The sequence below is a fragment of the Oscillatoria sp. CS-180 genome, assembly GCF_028330965.1.
Lineage (GTDB): Bacteria > Cyanobacteriota > Cyanobacteriia > Phormidesmidales > Phormidesmidaceae > Halomicronema.
This window is the reverse complement of record NZ_JAQMUB010000058.1, coordinates 1-15,977: the sequence shown is the minus strand read 5'-3', so window position 1 is coordinate 15,977 and position 15,977 is coordinate 1. Positions and strand designations below refer to the sequence as shown.

Annotated in this window: 11 protein-coding genes; 6 read left to right on the top strand and 5 right to left on the bottom strand. The window is 50.7% G+C overall.

Going from position 1 to position 15,977, the window contains the following annotated elements; all coding sequences use genetic code 11:
- Nucleotides 1–123: 123 nt before the first annotated feature.
- The 5 genes from PN498_RS13795 to PN498_RS13775 all read right to left on the bottom strand — a co-directional run bounded on the left by PN498_RS13795 (nucleotide 124) and on the right by PN498_RS13775 (nucleotide 8,602).
- Nucleotides 124–612 (bottom strand): outer membrane protein, encoded by a 489-nt coding sequence (locus tag PN498_RS13795; protein ID WP_272063392.1) that lies wholly within the window; start codon nucleotides 610–612, stop codon nucleotides 124–126.
- A gap of 210 nt (nucleotides 613–822) precedes the next feature.
- A complete protein-coding gene (locus PN498_RS13790; protein ID WP_272063391.1) occupies nucleotides 823–1,815 on the bottom strand; it encodes a toll/interleukin-1 receptor domain-containing protein in 993 nt (330 codons plus the stop codon).
- A 63-nt stretch (nucleotides 1,816–1,878) separates the two neighbouring features.
- Nucleotides 1,879–2,748, bottom strand: coding sequence for a C39 family peptidase (locus PN498_RS13785; RefSeq protein ID WP_272063390.1), 870 nt, complete (start codon nucleotides 2,746–2,748; stop codon nucleotides 1,879–1,881).
- 154 nt (nucleotides 2,749–2,902) lie between these two features.
- Nucleotides 2,903–6,877, bottom strand: coding sequence for an NACHT and WD repeat domain-containing protein (locus PN498_RS13780; RefSeq protein WP_272063389.1), 3,975 nt, complete (start codon nucleotides 6,875–6,877; stop codon nucleotides 2,903–2,905).
- A gap of 249 nt (nucleotides 6,878–7,126) precedes the next feature.
- Nucleotides 7,127–8,602, bottom strand: a complete 1,476-nt coding sequence (locus PN498_RS13775; protein ID WP_272063388.1) for a leucyl aminopeptidase — start codon at nucleotides 8,600–8,602, stop codon at nucleotides 7,127–7,129.
- 420 nt (nucleotides 8,603–9,022) lie between these two features.
- Between PN498_RS13775 and PN498_RS13770 the strand changes: the two genes are divergently transcribed.
- The 6 genes from PN498_RS13770 to PN498_RS28600 form a co-directional block, all read left to right on the top strand.
- Complete coding sequence (locus tag PN498_RS13770; protein WP_272063387.1) at nucleotides 9,023–11,230, top strand: transglycosylase SLT domain-containing protein; 2,208 nt, start codon at nucleotides 9,023–9,025, stop codon at nucleotides 11,228–11,230.
- An 83-nt stretch (nucleotides 11,231–11,313) separates the two neighbouring features.
- Entirely contained in the window at nucleotides 11,314–12,246 is a 933-nt protein-coding gene (locus tag PN498_RS13765) for a helix-turn-helix domain-containing protein (RefSeq protein WP_272063386.1), read from the top strand.
- 71 nt (nucleotides 12,247–12,317) lie between these two features.
- Nucleotides 12,318–13,094: a twin-arginine translocase subunit TatC gene (gene tatC / locus PN498_RS13760; RefSeq protein ID WP_272063385.1), complete on the top strand. Its 777-nt coding sequence runs from the start codon at nucleotides 12,318–12,320 to the stop codon at nucleotides 13,092–13,094.
- 549 nt (nucleotides 13,095–13,643) lie between these two features.
- Nucleotides 13,644–14,192, top strand: coding sequence for a universal stress protein (locus PN498_RS13755; protein WP_272063384.1), 549 nt, complete (start codon nucleotides 13,644–13,646; stop codon nucleotides 14,190–14,192).
- A gap of 256 nt (nucleotides 14,193–14,448) precedes the next feature.
- Nucleotides 14,449–15,660 (top strand): DUF4336 domain-containing protein, encoded by a 1,212-nt coding sequence (locus PN498_RS13750; protein ID WP_272063383.1) that lies wholly within the window; start codon nucleotides 14,449–14,451, stop codon nucleotides 15,658–15,660.
- A 218-nt stretch (nucleotides 15,661–15,878) separates the two neighbouring features.
- The coding region (locus PN498_RS28600; RefSeq protein ID WP_442951422.1) for an IS1/IS1595 family N-terminal zinc-binding domain-containing protein at nucleotides 15,879–15,977 on the top strand (99 nt) is incomplete at its 3' end.

The window sequence follows — 15,977 nt, the reverse complement described above, 5'->3', positions numbered from 1 at the left end:
GCTTGGTTTTATCGCTTAACGGTCCTGACTAGGCTGACTAAAGCTACACCGTCACCCAGGGTTCTGACCAATCAGCCTGCTGATCGCTGAACCAAACAAGAACCCTGAGCTTTTGATGGATTGCTAGAACGTGTAGCCAACGCCGACAACGCCGTTGACTTGGCTGTCGTCATAGATTGCCCAGTTCACTGCTCCATTGAGTGTCACTTCTTCAGTAACCCGATAGTCAACACCAGCAGTCAACAGGGGACCAACATCGCTATCATCTCCTACGGTGAAGGCGACACCGCCTCCAGCGTAAGGCAGCAGCTTACCGTTAGCCGTGACGGGGTTGAAGTCGTAGGTCAGCGGAATCTGAAAAGCCGTCCCTCCATCAGAGAAGTCAAAATCGGTGAGCACGCTGGGACGGACGGAAACGTTGTTGCCCACAGTTACCTTACCGTTAACGGCTAAGCCAAAGTCACTGTCACCAACATCACCAACTCCTACGCCAAGCCCTACATAGTTGTAATCAGTGGGTTCAGTGGGTACCGATTGAGCCTGAGCAGAAGATGTGAGGACGATAGAGCCAAGCAAACCCAATGCAGCGATAGAAAAGAATTGTGCTTTCATGGAATTTTCCAAACCTTGAGAAAGTGTTGTTTAGCTTGAGGAGAATTTCCTTTCGCTATGACACTGTTGTAGCGCTGGATGACTTTTCGTGTGCCAATTTACTGTGACACTTGTCGCAGTGTCAATTATTGGCCGTTCACTTCTTAAGTTGGGTCAATTGTATGAAGCCCGGTTCAGAATCCTGGTTCAGAAAAACATTCACAGTAGAGTTCAATCGCGGTTAAGGCGTTGCTCGATCGCGGCAAACAAATCGGCAAATTCAGAATCCACATGCATTTCTGGCGTCAGGGTATTCATGTCCTTCAGAGTTTCTGTCAGGGTAGCGATGGTGTTGCGGATGCGAGTGTAGAGATCGATCGCCTCGCGAAAGCCCTGAAGATTAGCAGCACTGACTGTTTTCATGGCTTCGTCTAACTCAGCAATTTCTTTTTCCCAATGCTGGACGTACTGAATACGCTTGAGCGGCTTATAGATTTGAGCGTCTGCGAGAACAATCGGAAAGATGCGATCGTAGAAGTCCCCATTGGCCGCAATTTCCACTAATTCGAACATGCAGTTCTCAGATCTGAGGTACTTATCGCTGATCACCACAATCACCGCTCGGCCCTGACCAATGTCTTCCATAAACGCTTTAATACGTCCCTTAAAACCTAGGTCGCGTTTGTCACGAATCAGCGTAATTGCTTTTGTCTGAAAGACTGCGTCAATTTGATTCGTGATCGCCTCACTTTCGCCGCCCCATGCATAGGAGATAAACACCGCTTTAGCGGAAGCTGAAACAGGGTTGGTCACCCCAGATTCCCTATTAGAAGAAGCCCTTTGAGAAACAGAACCAGCCTGAGACGCTACAGCTTTGCCTGCCACAGCAATCCCCAAATTGGCTAAAGGAACGTAGTCATCCAAGATCTGCAAGACCGATGATAATCCTGTTCCAGTTGGTCCTTTGGCCCAGTCGAGCAGCTCTTTAGCCCGCGTTCCCTGAGACGCCTGAGATGATGAGAGAATTCCTTGCGGTAGGTCAAGGGCAAACAACAGCTCTTCAAATTGAGACGGCGGCAGGCTCGCCAAACTCCGGATTAAGGCCAGTCGCGTTTTAGGATCGAGGACAATCTCGGTCATAGGAAGAGATAGGAAAAGGGCAAAGGAGGACGCGCGATCGCTTATAGCCGTCGCCAGTTCCGTTAGGACAAAACGGCAAGCCATCTGGCATGCGCTAAGTGCCCAGATGCTATTTGGGTGCACAAACCTAGATGGCTAAAGCTATAACTATAAACCTTGAGGTAACCCTGTTGGACGTCCTTTAACAGAAGTGACGATGGTTCCCCAACCTCTCTCAGCTCCTTCAACCCAAAAGATTTGTTTCATCAGCGAGTAGCTGTAGAAATCAAAGGCACCTTTAACACTAGTGTCGTACATATCTGATGCGCCGTAGCGAACACCGTTAGGGTCGTGAACGATGTAGCCTTTCTGATCGGGATCATGCCCAACAACGCAGCAGAAATGACCGGAGTCTTTGTAGTCCACACCGATGACCACAGGAATACCAGCCTGGAGCGATCGCATTAAGTCTTTGTTGGACAGAGAATAAGAAAAATAAGCCTCAATTCCAAAGTCTTTTAAAGCCTGGGGATGAGGGTGATGGTCAGTCGTGTTGCCATACTTCGCCAACACATCGGCATACACGCCCTCTGGCTCTCGAATGCCCTTTTGTTCTGCTAATCGAGTCAGTTCGCCTTTCAGAAGAAAATCAACGAGCATGGCATGGCAGGTTAAATTACAGTGACGCCACCCTCCACCGTGAGTGGTATGCCAGTCGTTATCGCGCTGAAAGAAATAGGGAACGTCAAGCTTAATGAGCTTATTAGTGTCATGTGTATTTGTAAACCGATTAGGACTACCCGTAAATTCAAAGTGGGGAATGTAGCCGAACACTTCTTGCAGCTTAGTGGAACGATCAGCAGCTAATAGAGGACTCGCTAACCGCATCGACATGTGATTGTTTTGATCTGGACCAAAGTGGGTAACGAAGAACTCCTGCCCTTCGGGTACTACGATCTTTTCAGAGTCTTGAAGTTCGGTGGAATGAATATTCTTAGCTTTCAGAACAGTCGTTGCATTGGCTGTAACGGTTGGCATGATTGATATCCTTTACACTCTGATTGGGGTTAAAGAATCTGTCAGGCTTGCCTATAGTTGTTAGGCAAAAGGGTCTAACGGGTTCGGTAATTTCAACTTCAATTCATCGAGTCAGGAATGCGGATAGAACGCAAAAAATAGTGACTTTGCCTGCCTATTTGCAGGCCTGTTGTTCGGCTGAGGAGGGCGATCGCAAATAATTCTCCAACAGGCCACAGCCTCGACTCGTCAGAGTCTTCAAGTCAAAATTTCGAATGAGTGTATAACCGTCCCGACTGCTGGAAACCAGGTAAGAACCATCGGCGCTAAATTGGACGCTATCGACGGAATGATAATGTCCGCGAATGTCATAAAGCTTATTCCCGTCACGACTCCAGACAACGACTTTTCCATCTCTTCCAGCGGTTGCAAAAACCTGCTCATTAGGACTAAAGCTAATGTCGTTGATACTGTCTGCATGGTCATAAACCGTTTCGAGGAGTTTACCTGTAGTACCGTTAATTTTCCAAATTTTGACTGCACCACCTCGGCTACCAGAGATTAGGAGCTTGCCGTCAGGACTAAAGGCAATGGTGTAAACGTTGGATACGTGTCCTTCAAGGGGTGCGAGTGCCTGCCAGCCTGCATCAGTCTTTTGCCACAGCCGAATGATTTTGTCATGACCACTGGCTGCGAGTAGGGTGCCATCAGGATTGAAGGCGATCGAGTAGAAAACAACATAGCCTTCCACTTCCAGATCTTGAGGGTTTTGTCCGCCGGGTTCCCAAACCACAATTCGACTGCCCTGGTCGGCAGACGCCAATGTCCCATCTGGAGCAAAGCTGACGGCAGCAACTCGACTTTCGTGCTCTGCGAGGACTGCGATACAGTCTAGGTCTGCTGTCCACAGCTTAATCGTGCCATCCACGCCAGTTGATGCAATCACCTCCCCATCATGGCTAAAGTTAATGTCATGAACGGGTACGGCTTCCGTTTCGTCGCTTTGACTCAGACTGCGATCGTCATCGCAAGCTGGGGCGATGTCGTCACTGCTAGATTCTGTTGCAGCCCCTTTGGGTTTCAACAGATGAGGTCTCTTGACGACCTCTTGCCAACTGCCTGCCTCTAAATCGAGCTGTAACAAGCGGACCTGTCCGGCGTTTTCATCGCTTGAATCTCCAGCCATGACCAGCTTTTCACCACTGGGATGCAAGCTGCTGCTAACAGCAATGACATTACCGTGCCACGGGTTCATAACAGGATTAAGGGTGTCGCGAGTGCCTTGCCAAAGCTGGACAGTTTGGTCATCGCTAGCGGTTACCACTGTTTGACCATCTGCGCTGAAGCTGATCTGATTCACACCAAGATCGTGTCCCGGCAGGGAAAGATCTTCATTAGGCGTGAATTGACCGTCTCGCCCTCGAAACCAAAGCCTAATAGCACCGTCTCGATCCACTGCGGCTAGGGTATCCGCGTCTTTTATCGCCTCATCTTCCGCATCGACTTTGGGCGCAAAGGTCAGTTCCGTCACTTCCTCACCATATTTACCCAGCATCTCGATGTAGTTTCCGTCCAAGGTCCAGAGATGAACTCGTCCGTTGGCGCTCGCAGTCGCTAAATAATCGCCGTTGTGGCTGAAGCCGACACCGTATACACTGCACGACATATCATTGCAGCTATCAACTTTGAACCCTTTATGGAATTCTCCAGTTGGCCTCCACAGCTTGACAGTACCTATCTCACCGGCTGATGCGAGTAAGAAAGCGCCTGATTCAGCATCGTCGCTTGTTCTGACATCAAGGTCATGAATAGCGCCTTGCTCGGCCTGAATGATTTTGGGATTGCCGTCTAAGGTCTGTGGTTCGCCCTCTAGCGTCCAGAATCGAATGGTGCCGTCGTGGCTAGCAGAGATAATGCCTTCGTCACCAGGCTCAAATTCCACTCTGCTGACGCGATCGCTATGGCCTGCAATAGTGGTTTCATGCTCTAGCTCAACGGTTTCTCCCTCCCTTTGCAGATCCCAAAGAGCGATCGTTCCATCGGAGCTAGCGGAAACCAATTGCTGGTCTTCAGAGTCAAACGCAACGCTGGTAATGTCTTGCATATGCACTCCGAGTGGGTACGTATCGACCATTCCTAACAGCGCTCCGTCAAAATCCCAGAGCCTGATGACGCCGCTCGCATCAGCAGACGCAATCAACGTCTGGTCATGGCTGACACTAGCAGCCAAAACAATGCTTTCGTGCCCTCTCAGAATGTTTTTCTGACGAATGCCGTAAACGGTGTTGTGTAAGGCTCCGTTGACTCTGAAATGATTGTCAATCAGGGGGGCAATCCCTGGAATTTGTCTCGGTAATCGAGTGATGAATCCGACTCTTTCTTGAATGTTGGCAGCCGTCAGCGCTTCGTTCAAAGCATCGATTTCACGCAGGCTAAGCAACGTTCCAGCATTTTCTGCCAAGACGCGACTGCGGCTCGATTGGTTGGCGATCGCAAAAGTCCCCAATAGCCCCGCAGAGATCAAGATGGCGGCACTGAAAGCAGTTTTTCGGATTAAGGTCCAGTTGCGGTGCGATCGCACACTCTTTTTCACAAAGGCCTCAGCATCGCTGGATAGCGCCGCTCGTTTGGCAGGATCCTTGAAAAAGCTTTCAGCCGCCGCTAGTTTAGGGCCTTTCAAAAGAAAACTACTTGGCTTCTTGTGCAGCACCCATTCCTGAGCGTCCGTTTCAATCTTGCGCTGTTGCCGCAGCCAATCTCGACTATCGTTCAGCCATTGCTTCAGCTGAGGCCAGTTGCGGATCAGCGCTTCGTGGGCAACATCAAGGGTAGCAACACCTTTGCCCCGTTGATTAGATGCTCCCCGTTCATCGGTAACAAGCAGATTAGCATCGGCTAAAGCTTTGACGACTGTCGCGACTTGCTTTTGGGGATGCTGAGAAGAGACCAGACTATCTTGAGTCACGCGACGGCGTGTATCGTCAGCCCCTTCGCCCAACTGGGTCAGGTTTAGGAAAATGTGTTTAGCGGTCTCCTGTTCTTTGAGTGATAAGGACTCCAATATCTTGTCGGCCCGCTGTTTGAGTGTCCCAGTCACTCCCCCAAGTTCTCGGTAGGTCGATATCTTGAGTTGGTTGCCTTCGCGCCGCTTCCACAGTTCCGTCAGCGTATATTGCAGCAGAGGAAGGCCCCCCGGTGATTGCTCCACGTCCTCCAGCAGCCTTTCTACTAATCCTGGCTCTAAAGTCAGACCGGCTCTCCGCGCAGGTTCAGAGATCGCCAGCTTTAGCTCGTGAGGATTCATCACCCGGACGGACTCTAGATGATCTTGCACCTTTTGGGCCAAACCACCATAGTCCTGTTCCAGACACTTGCCGAGAAAATCTGATCGCATCGCCAAGATCAGGCAGAGCTGCGAGGGCATACTCTCCACGGCCCCCAGCAGCGTTTCAAAAAACTGCTGCCGCTCTATGGGGTCATGACATAGAGTAAAAGCTTCTTCGAATTGATCAACCACCAGCACAACTCGCTGTGCCCTGGAGTTTTGGATTAAATACCGCAGTCCTTTGGCGCCATCTTGCAGTAGAGCCTCGGCGTCTCGCTGTTCTCTGGCTTGTCTAACCCGTCCAGCCGTCTTGTTAACAAAGGCAAGCGCCAAGCTGCTGAGGGGATGTTCTCCCGGAACTAAAATCCGAATCTCGTTTGATTTTTCATCTTTAAGCCGCTGAAGTAGGCCGGCTCGCAGGACAGATGACTTGCCGCTACCAGAGGCTCCGGCGATCGCCAAAAAATTGGACTTAGCAACTCGATCTAACAGCCTTCGAACCAGTTCCTCGCGGCCATAAAAGAACTTGTAGTCTTCGTCGTTGCAGTCGAAATAGGCGAGTCCTTTATACGGGCAAATCGCCTCTTGGGAGGGTAGCTCTCGGCCTAAAACTTCATTGAGAACACTGCGCAGAGAGTCCAATCCTGGCCCAGTTTTTTCAGCCCATTCCAGTAAAGAGACCGCGCGCTGTCCTTGAGGTGCTGACGAAGGGGGCAAAACACCGCCAGGCAGTTCCATCACGAAGACAACTTCGTCGAATTGGACGGCAGGTAAGTTACTGAGAGTTCGGACAAGTTCCTGACGCTCACGCTCGAAGAGATGCATAGACCTATAAGTAGATGACTATGAAGCATGCAACAAGCAAGCAGGCGTTAATTCCGCAATTGGTAATAGATTAACGGCAAAACGACGTCCAAGAATTTTTTGTTGATGAAACCTCATCATCATGCATCCACGAGGATGCATCCGGTGCGACTGAAGGCACTGAATATAAAATGCGCAGCGGGTTACGGTACGAATTTTTTGAAATGGAAGGAGGTATGGGGGATGTTTTGGTCACCCCCTGAAAGGCGCTTAGGACAGTACCCATTGAACAAGGGTACGAACGCCGTAACCTGTTGCACCAGGACTGTTATAGGCGTTTTCGCGATCGTTCCAAACGGGACCCGCCATGTCTAGGTGTGCCCAGGCGGTTTCTTTGACGAATTGCTTGAGGAACAGCGCTGCGGTGATTGCGCCGCCAAATCGAGGGCCTGTATTTTTCATATCCGCAACGAGAGATTTCATGCCTTCAAAGTATTTTTCTTCGAGAGGCATCCGCCAAAGCTTTTCGCCCGCAACGCCAGAAGCCGCTTCGATTTCCTTTGCTAACGTATCGTCTGGACTCCACAATCCAGCGATAGAGTCTCCTAAAGCGATGATGCTAGCTCCAGTTAACGTTGCTAGATCAATCATGGCATCGACACCTAACTTTTCAGCGAAGACTAAAGCATCGGCCAGTGTTAAGCGGCCCTCTGCGTCGGTGTTGTTCACTTCAATGGTTTTGCCATTAGAGGCCGTAACGATGTCGCCAGGATGCAGAGCATTGCCGCTGATCATGTTTTCTGCTGCTGCACTGATGAAGTGAACTTCAACGTCTGGCTTGATTTGCGCGATCGCTTTGGCGGCTCCCAATGTTGCTGCTGCGCCACCCATGTCAAACTTCATCATTTCGATCATGCTGCCCGCGCCTGCTTTGATGTTAAGGCCGCCCGAATCGAAGGTGAGTCCTTTGCCAATAATGGCGAGCTTGCGACGCGGTGTCTCTGACGGTCTATAGGTTAAGTGAATAAATTTGGGCGGCAGATCGGATGCTTGAGAGACGCCCAAGAATGCCCCCATACCGAGTGCCATACAGGCTTCTCTGTCTAAAATTTCAACCTCAATGCTATGTTGTTGAGCAATGTCCTCAGCCGTCTCGGCCAGCTTAGCGGGAGTCACGACGTTAGGAGGCGCAGCCACTAACTCACGGGCCAGGATGACACCATCAGCAACCTGCTGTGCTCTAGCAAGGGCTGGGGCCTCGTTAGGAAAGCCAATGATCTCGATACGATCAAGCGTGAACTGTTTATCCTCTGCTTCAGACTTGAAGCGGTTGTCCTCATGGAGGGCAAGGAGTGCTCCTTCTGCGATCGCCTGAGTAGTCAGCGCAGCATTGTCATTCCAAACAGGCAAAGAAATGCCTAAAACTTTGCACTTCTCCTTCTTGCTTAAACGGGCAGCAGCGGCTCCCGCTCGTCTCATCGTTTCCAATGACAAGTCCTCTTGCTTACCCAACCCCAGCAAAATGAGCTTGCGGAAAGGGCCTGAGTTACCAACACGGATGGTCGCATGGGTATCGGCTGCTGCCTTAAACTCAACTTCATCAATCAATTCCTGTACCAGTCCAGAGAGCTTTTCGTTAAGCTCCGCTAAGGTTCCAGTCAGGGGCAAATCGGATTCAGTGACACCTACTGCAAAGCAATCTCCTGTCCAATCAAGTGGCGGCTGGGTCGAAAGATGAAGGTCCATATAGTGCAAGCAACTTTGAGAAAATTTCCTTTCCTACATTTGATCACAGCTTGACAGGTTCTGCAATTCGCCAAAGGGGGCAGAAAGGTCTAAGGCTACCGTTTTCTTTTATCCAACATGGGATTTGACAGTCTTTTTAGCCGTTTCTTCAGCAGCCTAGTAATAGCAACTAGTCAGGGATCAAATGAGACAAGTGGAAAAAGTCGCTGAGTGAACTCCGTGATTACTGAACTATAGCCGTCGTTAGTTCTGTTAGGGCAAGACGGCGAGCCATCTGAACTATGGGCTAAATACCTGGATAATATGGGTGCACCAGCCTAGATGGCTAAAGCTATATTTTGGGAACGCCCACCCTTTTTTCGGTAGTTTCTGCTAGAACTGCTAGAGGGAAGCGCGGCGGCATCAAAAGGGGAGGCGGCGATGCGGAAGCGATTAGAGGAGTGGATGCCCTGGATTGGGTTGGGCAGCGTAACGGCTTTGGGGTTAGGGGTAACCTTAGCGCTAGCCGATGCAGCTGGTTGGTTGCCAGGACGTCAATATGGTCGCGGAGTAACCGCTAATGTACAGCAGTCGGCGTTCTCAGAAGCTGACCCAGATTCGCTGGTCTTAGCACTCGCTCTACAGCCACGAGAGCAACGAGAAGAGTCACTGGCGGTCATCGCGGCTCAACCCCCTTCTGCTGAGCAGCTGCGCGCACGTTATCTCTTGGCCAGCGATCTCGTCGCTCAAGGACGAGACGAGCAAGCAGTTCCTATTCTTGAGGCACTGAGCGAGGAATATCCTGAGCTAGAAGCCTATGCGCGTATCAAGCTGGGCAAGGCGCAGAAAGGCATCGGTGAGTTAGCGATCGCCCAAGAAACGTGGGAAACGGTCTTGCAAGAGCACGGCGATCAGCCAGCCGCCGCAGAGGCGTTATTTCAGCTGGGTCAGCAGCAGCCAGAATATTGGGACCAACTATTGCAGCGGTTTCCCGATCATCCCCGTAGTGTCGAGGTCGCAGCGAAGAAGCTCTCTGAGGAGACCCCTTCATCGAATAAGAAGGATTGGCTGCTGGTGATTACGCGGCACGGCATTTATCGCTCCGATAGCCTAGCGTTTGTTGATCGGCTGGTGGATAACTATGGCGAACAGTTGACAGCTGAGGAATGGCAGGACGTAGGTTTTGCTTACTGGGAACGGCTATCTTACAAAGCGGCTGGGAAGGCTTACAGTCAAGCACCTGCGAGTCCACAAACGCTGTATCGAGCAGCGCGGGGATCACAGTTGGGGCAGCAACGAGCAGCGGCGATCGCCTATTACAATGCGCTGAATGCCCAGTTTCCTGAAGCTCCCGAAACCGGCCTAGGTCTCATGAGGCTGTCTGCTCTGGTCGATGAAGAAACAGCGCTCCCGCTATTAGATCAGGTTATCCAGCGCTTTCCTGATCGAGCTGGAGAAGCATTGGTCGAAAAGGCCAAGATCATGGAGACGCTCAACAGCCCGGACACTGCGGTTCAGATTCGGAAGACCATTTTGGCGCAGTACAGTCAGTCGGAAGAGGCTGCGGAGCTGCGATCGCAATACGCCCGTAATGCTGGACAGGCCGGGAATTGGTCCGGTGCTTTACAGTGGGCCGATCAGCTTCTGGAGGAGAATGCCGACAGTGAACTAGCACCTGAAATTGGTTTCTGGTCAGCTAAATGGGCACTTAGAGCAGGACAAACAAAAGAGGCCTCCCAGCGATTCGAGCAGGTCATTCGGACTTATCCAGAGTCCTATTTTGCCTGGCGTTCGGCTGCTTCATTGGGATGGGATGTGGGTGATTTTCGCACCGTGCGATCGCTACAGCCCGACATCACCCTTCCTACTCGGCGTCAACCTCTACCCGTTGGTTCGACAACCCTACAAGAGCTTTATCTGCTAGGCCAAGACCAAGATGCTTGGTCCCTCTGGCAAGTCGAATTCGACAACCGCCAAGATCCCTCTGTTGAGGAACAATTTACCGATGGCGTGCTTAGAGTCGGCGTAGGCGACAACTTAGACGGCATCTTCATGGTGTCTAGCTTGAGCTGGCGAGATGAGCCTCAAGAAAAAGCAACTCATCAAACCCTGCAAGAGCACCCTGCTTATTGGCAGACGCTTTATCCATTCCCTTACGCTAATTTGATTGCTGACTGGTCTGCGAAACGCGACTTGAATCCACTGCTGGTGACAGCATTAATTCGTCAGGAATCTCGATTTCAGCCGCAGATTCGCTCTGTAGTTGGGGCGGCTGGCCTTATGCAGGTGATGCCCGACACCGCCGAGTGGATTCAAGCCCAAACGGATATTGCTGCCTACAATTTGGATGATCCTAACAGCAATATTGAGCTGGGGACTTGGTATTTGGACTACACCCACGAAGAGTACGGCAATCATTCCCTCTACGCTGTTGCGAGCTATAATGCGGGACCTGGAAACGTAGCAGACTGGATTGCGCGCAGAAATTACACGGATGAAGATGATTTCGCCGACAAGATTCCGTTTCCCGAAACGAAAGACTATATTCGCTCCGTATTTGGCGGATATTGGAACTACTTGCGCTTATACAATCCAGACATTGCTCGCCGCATTGAAATATTGCAGCGCTCCGGTGATTCATTAAAATAACATTTCCCTTTACAATTACCTCCATGAAGAGTTTTCTATAGACTCTTCTCAACTGTTTCCCTGAATGAGGCAAGGTAAACACGGTGAATTCAGTTCAGCAGGAACAGCTTCTCAATGTCGGTGCCTATCTCCAAAGCGTTCGCAAGGAAAAGGGCAAGACCGTCGATGAAGTTGCCAACCAGATTTTCATTCGTCCAGCTTTGGTAAGAGCGATCGAAGCAGGTGACTGGGAAACGCTGCCAGAGCCTGTGTTTGTTCAAGGATTTATTCGCCGATATGCTGAGCATCTGGGCTTAAACGGTCGAGAAGTTTCTCAGCAGTTTGAGCCAACGCCTGTCTCCGTTTTGCCTAATCCTGAACTTGCCAACAGCGGTTCCGTTGAGGGGATCGTTAAGCAGCAGGACCGCCACGGTTTGAAGGTGCTTTCTAAAGCAGAGCCGACCCATAACGGTAGCTCTTTCACACCTGTGAGGGCAAGTAAAACAGGCAATAGCTGGGGTTGGCTGTTGGGCGTTGTGGCGCTGGGGGCGATCACAGGTCTTATTGCTTTGCTCACCACTCGTAATACACCTCAGCAAGCAGCGTCTCCTGAGACGACTGAAGAATCAGTCACGCCTGCTGAACCAGAGGAGTCGTCAGACCTATCGGCAGCTGAGGGCACCGCTCCTGTAGAGGCAGGTGCTAGCGATACAACAGTCGCGGGCACGACTGAAGCTGAGGGCGCGATCGCCAACACTCCGTTGACGGGTTCTCCTATTACCTTCGCGGTCAACATTGAAGAGGATGCCTGGATGCGGGTCACCGCTGATGGAGAGGAAGTCTACGAGGGTATTCTGACGGCTGGCGCCAAAGAATCTTGGACTGCTGATAGTGAACTCTCCGTGACGGCTGGAAATTCTGGCAGCGTGATGTACTCATTCAATGGTAGTGAAGAGGTCCCTATGGGATCTCCGGGTTCCGTCAGCAGCCTGACTCTGACGCCAGAAACTGACCCACAAGCGTTGCAAACCCAGTAGAAATCCTATGAATGGCGATGCCTTTACAATAGTGAGGACAGTTTGTCTTTTTGAGTCGCTCTTACGAAGCTATGGCCTCTTCTCCTAACACCAATACGCTACCGCCGAAGTCGGAGCTGGATCGAGAAGACTTTCTCGATGAGCTTCCTAACGATGTTGAGATGTCTATTTTTGACCATCTCGAAGAGTTGCGGATACGCATCTTTTATTCGCTCATTGCTGTTGTTGTTGGGGTCATTGGCTGCTTTGCGTTTGTCGATCGCATCGTGCAGCTGCTTGAGGTCCCTGCTCAAGGAGCTAAGTTTCTTCAGCTCTCACCCGGAGAATACTTCTTTGTTTCTCTCAAGGTGGCGGGCTACAGTGGCATTCTAATTGCTAGCCCGTTCATTCTTTATCAGCTCATCATGTTTGTGCTGCCAGGACTGACCCGTCGAGAGCGGCGTCTAATGGGGCCAATCGTCTTGGGATCGAGTGTGTTGTTCTTTGTGGGACTGTTTTTTGCCTACATTGCTTTGATTCCCGCTGCGCTAAACTTCTTCATTAGCTACGGCGAGGATGTGGTTGAACAACTGTGGTCGATCGATCGGTACTTTGAATTTGTGCTGCTGCTGTTGTTCAGTACAGGACTGGCATTTCAAATTCCTGTCATTCAGTTCTTGCTAGCGCTATTGGGGATTGTTAGTTCCGATACGATGCTGAAGGGGTGGCGCTATATCTTATTAGGTGCTGCGGTTCTGGGGGCTGTTCTCACGCCTTCCACGGATCCGGTAACTCAAAGTTTGCTGGCAGGGGCGGTGCTGTCTCTCTACTTTGGCGGCATTGGTTTGGTCCGCTTGTCTGGGCGCTGATGTATTTTCCAAGGCGCAGAGCTACATATGGCTGAAGTCTCCCATTGGGTGTTGTGCATCCTACAGCAAGTGCACTCTATGGTTGATGCAGTCCTGAATGGGAAGATCAAAGATCTTGCACTAGTACTTCAGCATCCTACATTTGCCCCCTAAGTCCCCCAATTCTGGGGAACTTCGATGTCAGAACCCCCCAAATTTGGGGGCAGGGGGGCCAGACCAGGCAATATCGGGACAATTGCAAGATCTGAGAAGATCATTTACCTATCGCCTGACCCAACAAGATTGCGAAAGTTTACAGCTGTTGCTCAGTGTGCGATCGCATATTAAGCGAAGTTTAGATTCCCGCGATCGCCACACTAAGATCGAAGTAAGGAAAGATAGCTGGCTAGTCAATAGGCCATTCTTTCCGGTTTGAGTAAGGGATGCCTTCCCATAGGTAGGAGTTGCTTAGGATCTTCTCGTAGTCCTTCATTTCAGAACGCTCAGAGTGTGTCCTCCAATTCAAGGCGTCACCACGACTTCAAGCTGCCCCGATTCTAGGAGACTGTTATGTATAAAAGAATTTTGGTTGCGCTGGATCACTCTTCTCTGCGAACTCCACTAATGGATAAAGCGATGTCGGTCGCCAAAGCCATGTCAGCCGACCTAATGCTTGTTCGCGTCCTCTCTGCCTATGAAGATGGCAGTCCAGGGTTACCAGTCAGGGCCTATCACTCTTACTATCCAATTTCTGACAGCGCTGCTTGGGATACTTATCAAAAGCGATGGGAAACGTATGAACAGGAAGGGATTGTTGAGCTGCGTCAGTTTGCGGCTGACGCGATGACCCAAGGGGTCAAAACCGAATTCACGCAAGTCGCTGGTGATCCAGGCCGCGTGATTTGTGACATTGCCCAGACCTGGAATGCTGATTTGGTGATTGTGGGTAGCCGAGGACGCTCCGGTTTAAGTGAGTTTTTCCTTGGTAGCGTCAGCAACTATGTCATGCACCACGCCACGTGTTCGGTCCTGGTGGCCCACGGCCTTATAGATGAGGCACCAGCATCCGCTCAAGACACCCAAAGCGAGGTCCAAACAGCAGCCGACGCTGTTAACTAGCTCCAAGATGTAGAGCAATAGGGTGAAGCAGTCTATGAAACGGACTTGTCTTTGATCACCTAAAGCTCGGCAGCCACAGACACGTCATGCTCCTGCATCGGTTCCCACATCACACGGTGTGGGAATTTGTCATTGCTGGATGCAACTGCGTAAGTCCTGATTTTGAAAATTGGTATTCGTATTTTCTGCTGGCTGACTGATCGAACAACTGTCAGGAGTCTTTACAATTCAGAGGGGCAAACTACAACTAGACAACATGGGCAGTCAAGGATCTACGTCTTCCAGCACCAATGGCTTTCACAAACGCGATCGCGCCTATGCCTGGCCCTTTTGGCCTGCCGTGCCGCTTTATCCCTATGGTCAGCGCCCGACGTTAGTTAGGGAAGTGGTCAAAGATACCCTCTGGACGTTTGATCAGTACCAAGGCATCTTTTACGTTGTAGTTCCGATTCGCATGACGGTTGTTAAGTTACGACCGACTGGACTGCTTGTTTACTCTCCCGTCGCACCGACGCCTGAATGTATTCGCCAAGTGCGATCGCTGGAAGTACAACACGGTCCTGTGCGATACATCCTGATGACCACGACAACGGGTATCGAGCACAAAGTGTTTGTCGGTCCCTTTGCTCGAAAATTCCCTCAGGCAGAGGTCTACGTTGCCCCCAATCAGTGGAGCTACCCTATCAACCTGCCTCTGAGTTGGCTAGGTCTGCCCCCAAAACGAACCCATATTTTGACCCAAAGTAGCTCTATCCCCTTCGCAGATCAATTTGATTGTGCGATTTTGGGTCCGATTAGATTAGGGTTAGGGCCGTTTGTCGAAGTGGCTCTCTTTCATCGCGATAGTCGGACCTTGCTGCTGACAGATGCCATCGTCTCGGTCCCCTTCGATCCACCACCAGTATTAAATCTAGATCCCTATCCGCTTCTATTCCATTCCCGCGATCGCGTTGAGGACCCAATAGTGGATACTCCTGAAGCACGTCGTCGAGGTTGGCACCGCATTGCTCTGTTTTCCTTCTTCTTTCGTCCCAGTTCGCTGCATGTTCCTACGCTAGGTCAAGCTATCAAAGACGCCAGAAAAGCGCCGGACAATTCTCGCAAAGCTTATTTTGGGCTTTATCCTTTTCAGTGGAAAACGGACTGGCAAGCATCGTTTCAGGCACTCCATGGCGAAGGACGACCGTTTGTTGCCCCGGTGTTACAGACGCTTATCTTTAACCGAGATGTCCCTGAAGTCCAAAGATGGGTCAACCAGGTAGCTCAGTGGCAGTTCGAACGGGCAATTCCCTGCCATCTCAGTGCGCCCATCTCAATGGGTCCAGCTGAATTCCAAGCCGCGTTTGGGTTCATACAGCCCGAGCAGGAAGGGCACGATCATGCCCTTCCTGGAAAGGAATTTGAGTTTTTGCAATCCCTAGAATCAGACCTCGTTCGGCGAGGCATTACCCCTCCTGCTTCGTTTTAGACAAAGGCGAAGGCCAGAGCACTGCAAGAGGCAAGAGATTTTCTTCCAGAGACTATCTATCTCTCGGGCAATATCGGATTCGAGAAACGTACAGTATGTTGAATTTGAGCTAGGCTTCAAAATTTTCAGTTTTTGGGTGAACTGCGATGAAATGGGGTAGTGTTCTAGACCTGTGCAATGAGTCAAGATGATCATGGTGTCTATCAGGTCCGCTCACAATGGTATTAGAACCGGTCTGTTGTCCGCACTGTCACACGACGGATGTGGTCAAAAATGGTAAAAGTGCTGAAGGGAAACAGCGCTATCGCTGTCGTAAC

Excerpts from the sequence above, each read along its gene's own strand:
- PN498_RS13780 (WP_272063389.1), bottom strand. The coding sequence starts at position 6,877 with ATGCATCTCTTCGAGCGTGAGCGTCAGGAACTTGTCCGAACTCTCAGT.
- PN498_RS13785 (WP_272063390.1), bottom strand. The coding sequence starts at position 2,748 with ATGCCAACCGTTACAGCCAATGCAACGACTGTTCTGAAAGCTAAGAAT.
- PN498_RS13775 (WP_272063388.1), bottom strand. The coding sequence starts at position 8,602 with ATGGACCTTCATCTTTCGACCCAGCCGCCACTTGATTGGACAGGAGAT.
- tatC (WP_272063385.1), top strand. The coding sequence starts at position 12,318 with ATGGCCTCTTCTCCTAACACCAATACGCTACCGCCGAAGTCGGAGCTG.
- PN498_RS13770 (WP_272063387.1), top strand. The coding sequence starts at position 9,023 with ATGCGGAAGCGATTAGAGGAGTGGATGCCCTGGATTGGGTTGGGCAGC.
- PN498_RS13790 (WP_272063391.1), bottom strand. The coding sequence starts at position 1,815 with ATGGCTTGCCGTTTTGTCCTAACGGAACTGGCGACGGCTATAAGCGAT.
- PN498_RS13755 (WP_272063384.1), top strand. The coding sequence starts at position 13,644 with ATGTATAAAAGAATTTTGGTTGCGCTGGATCACTCTTCTCTGCGAACT.
- PN498_RS13795 (WP_272063392.1), bottom strand. The coding sequence starts at position 612 with ATGAAAGCACAATTCTTTTCTATCGCTGCATTGGGTTTGCTTGGCTCT.
- PN498_RS13750 (WP_272063383.1), top strand. The coding sequence starts at position 14,449 with ATGGGCAGTCAAGGATCTACGTCTTCCAGCACCAATGGCTTTCACAAA.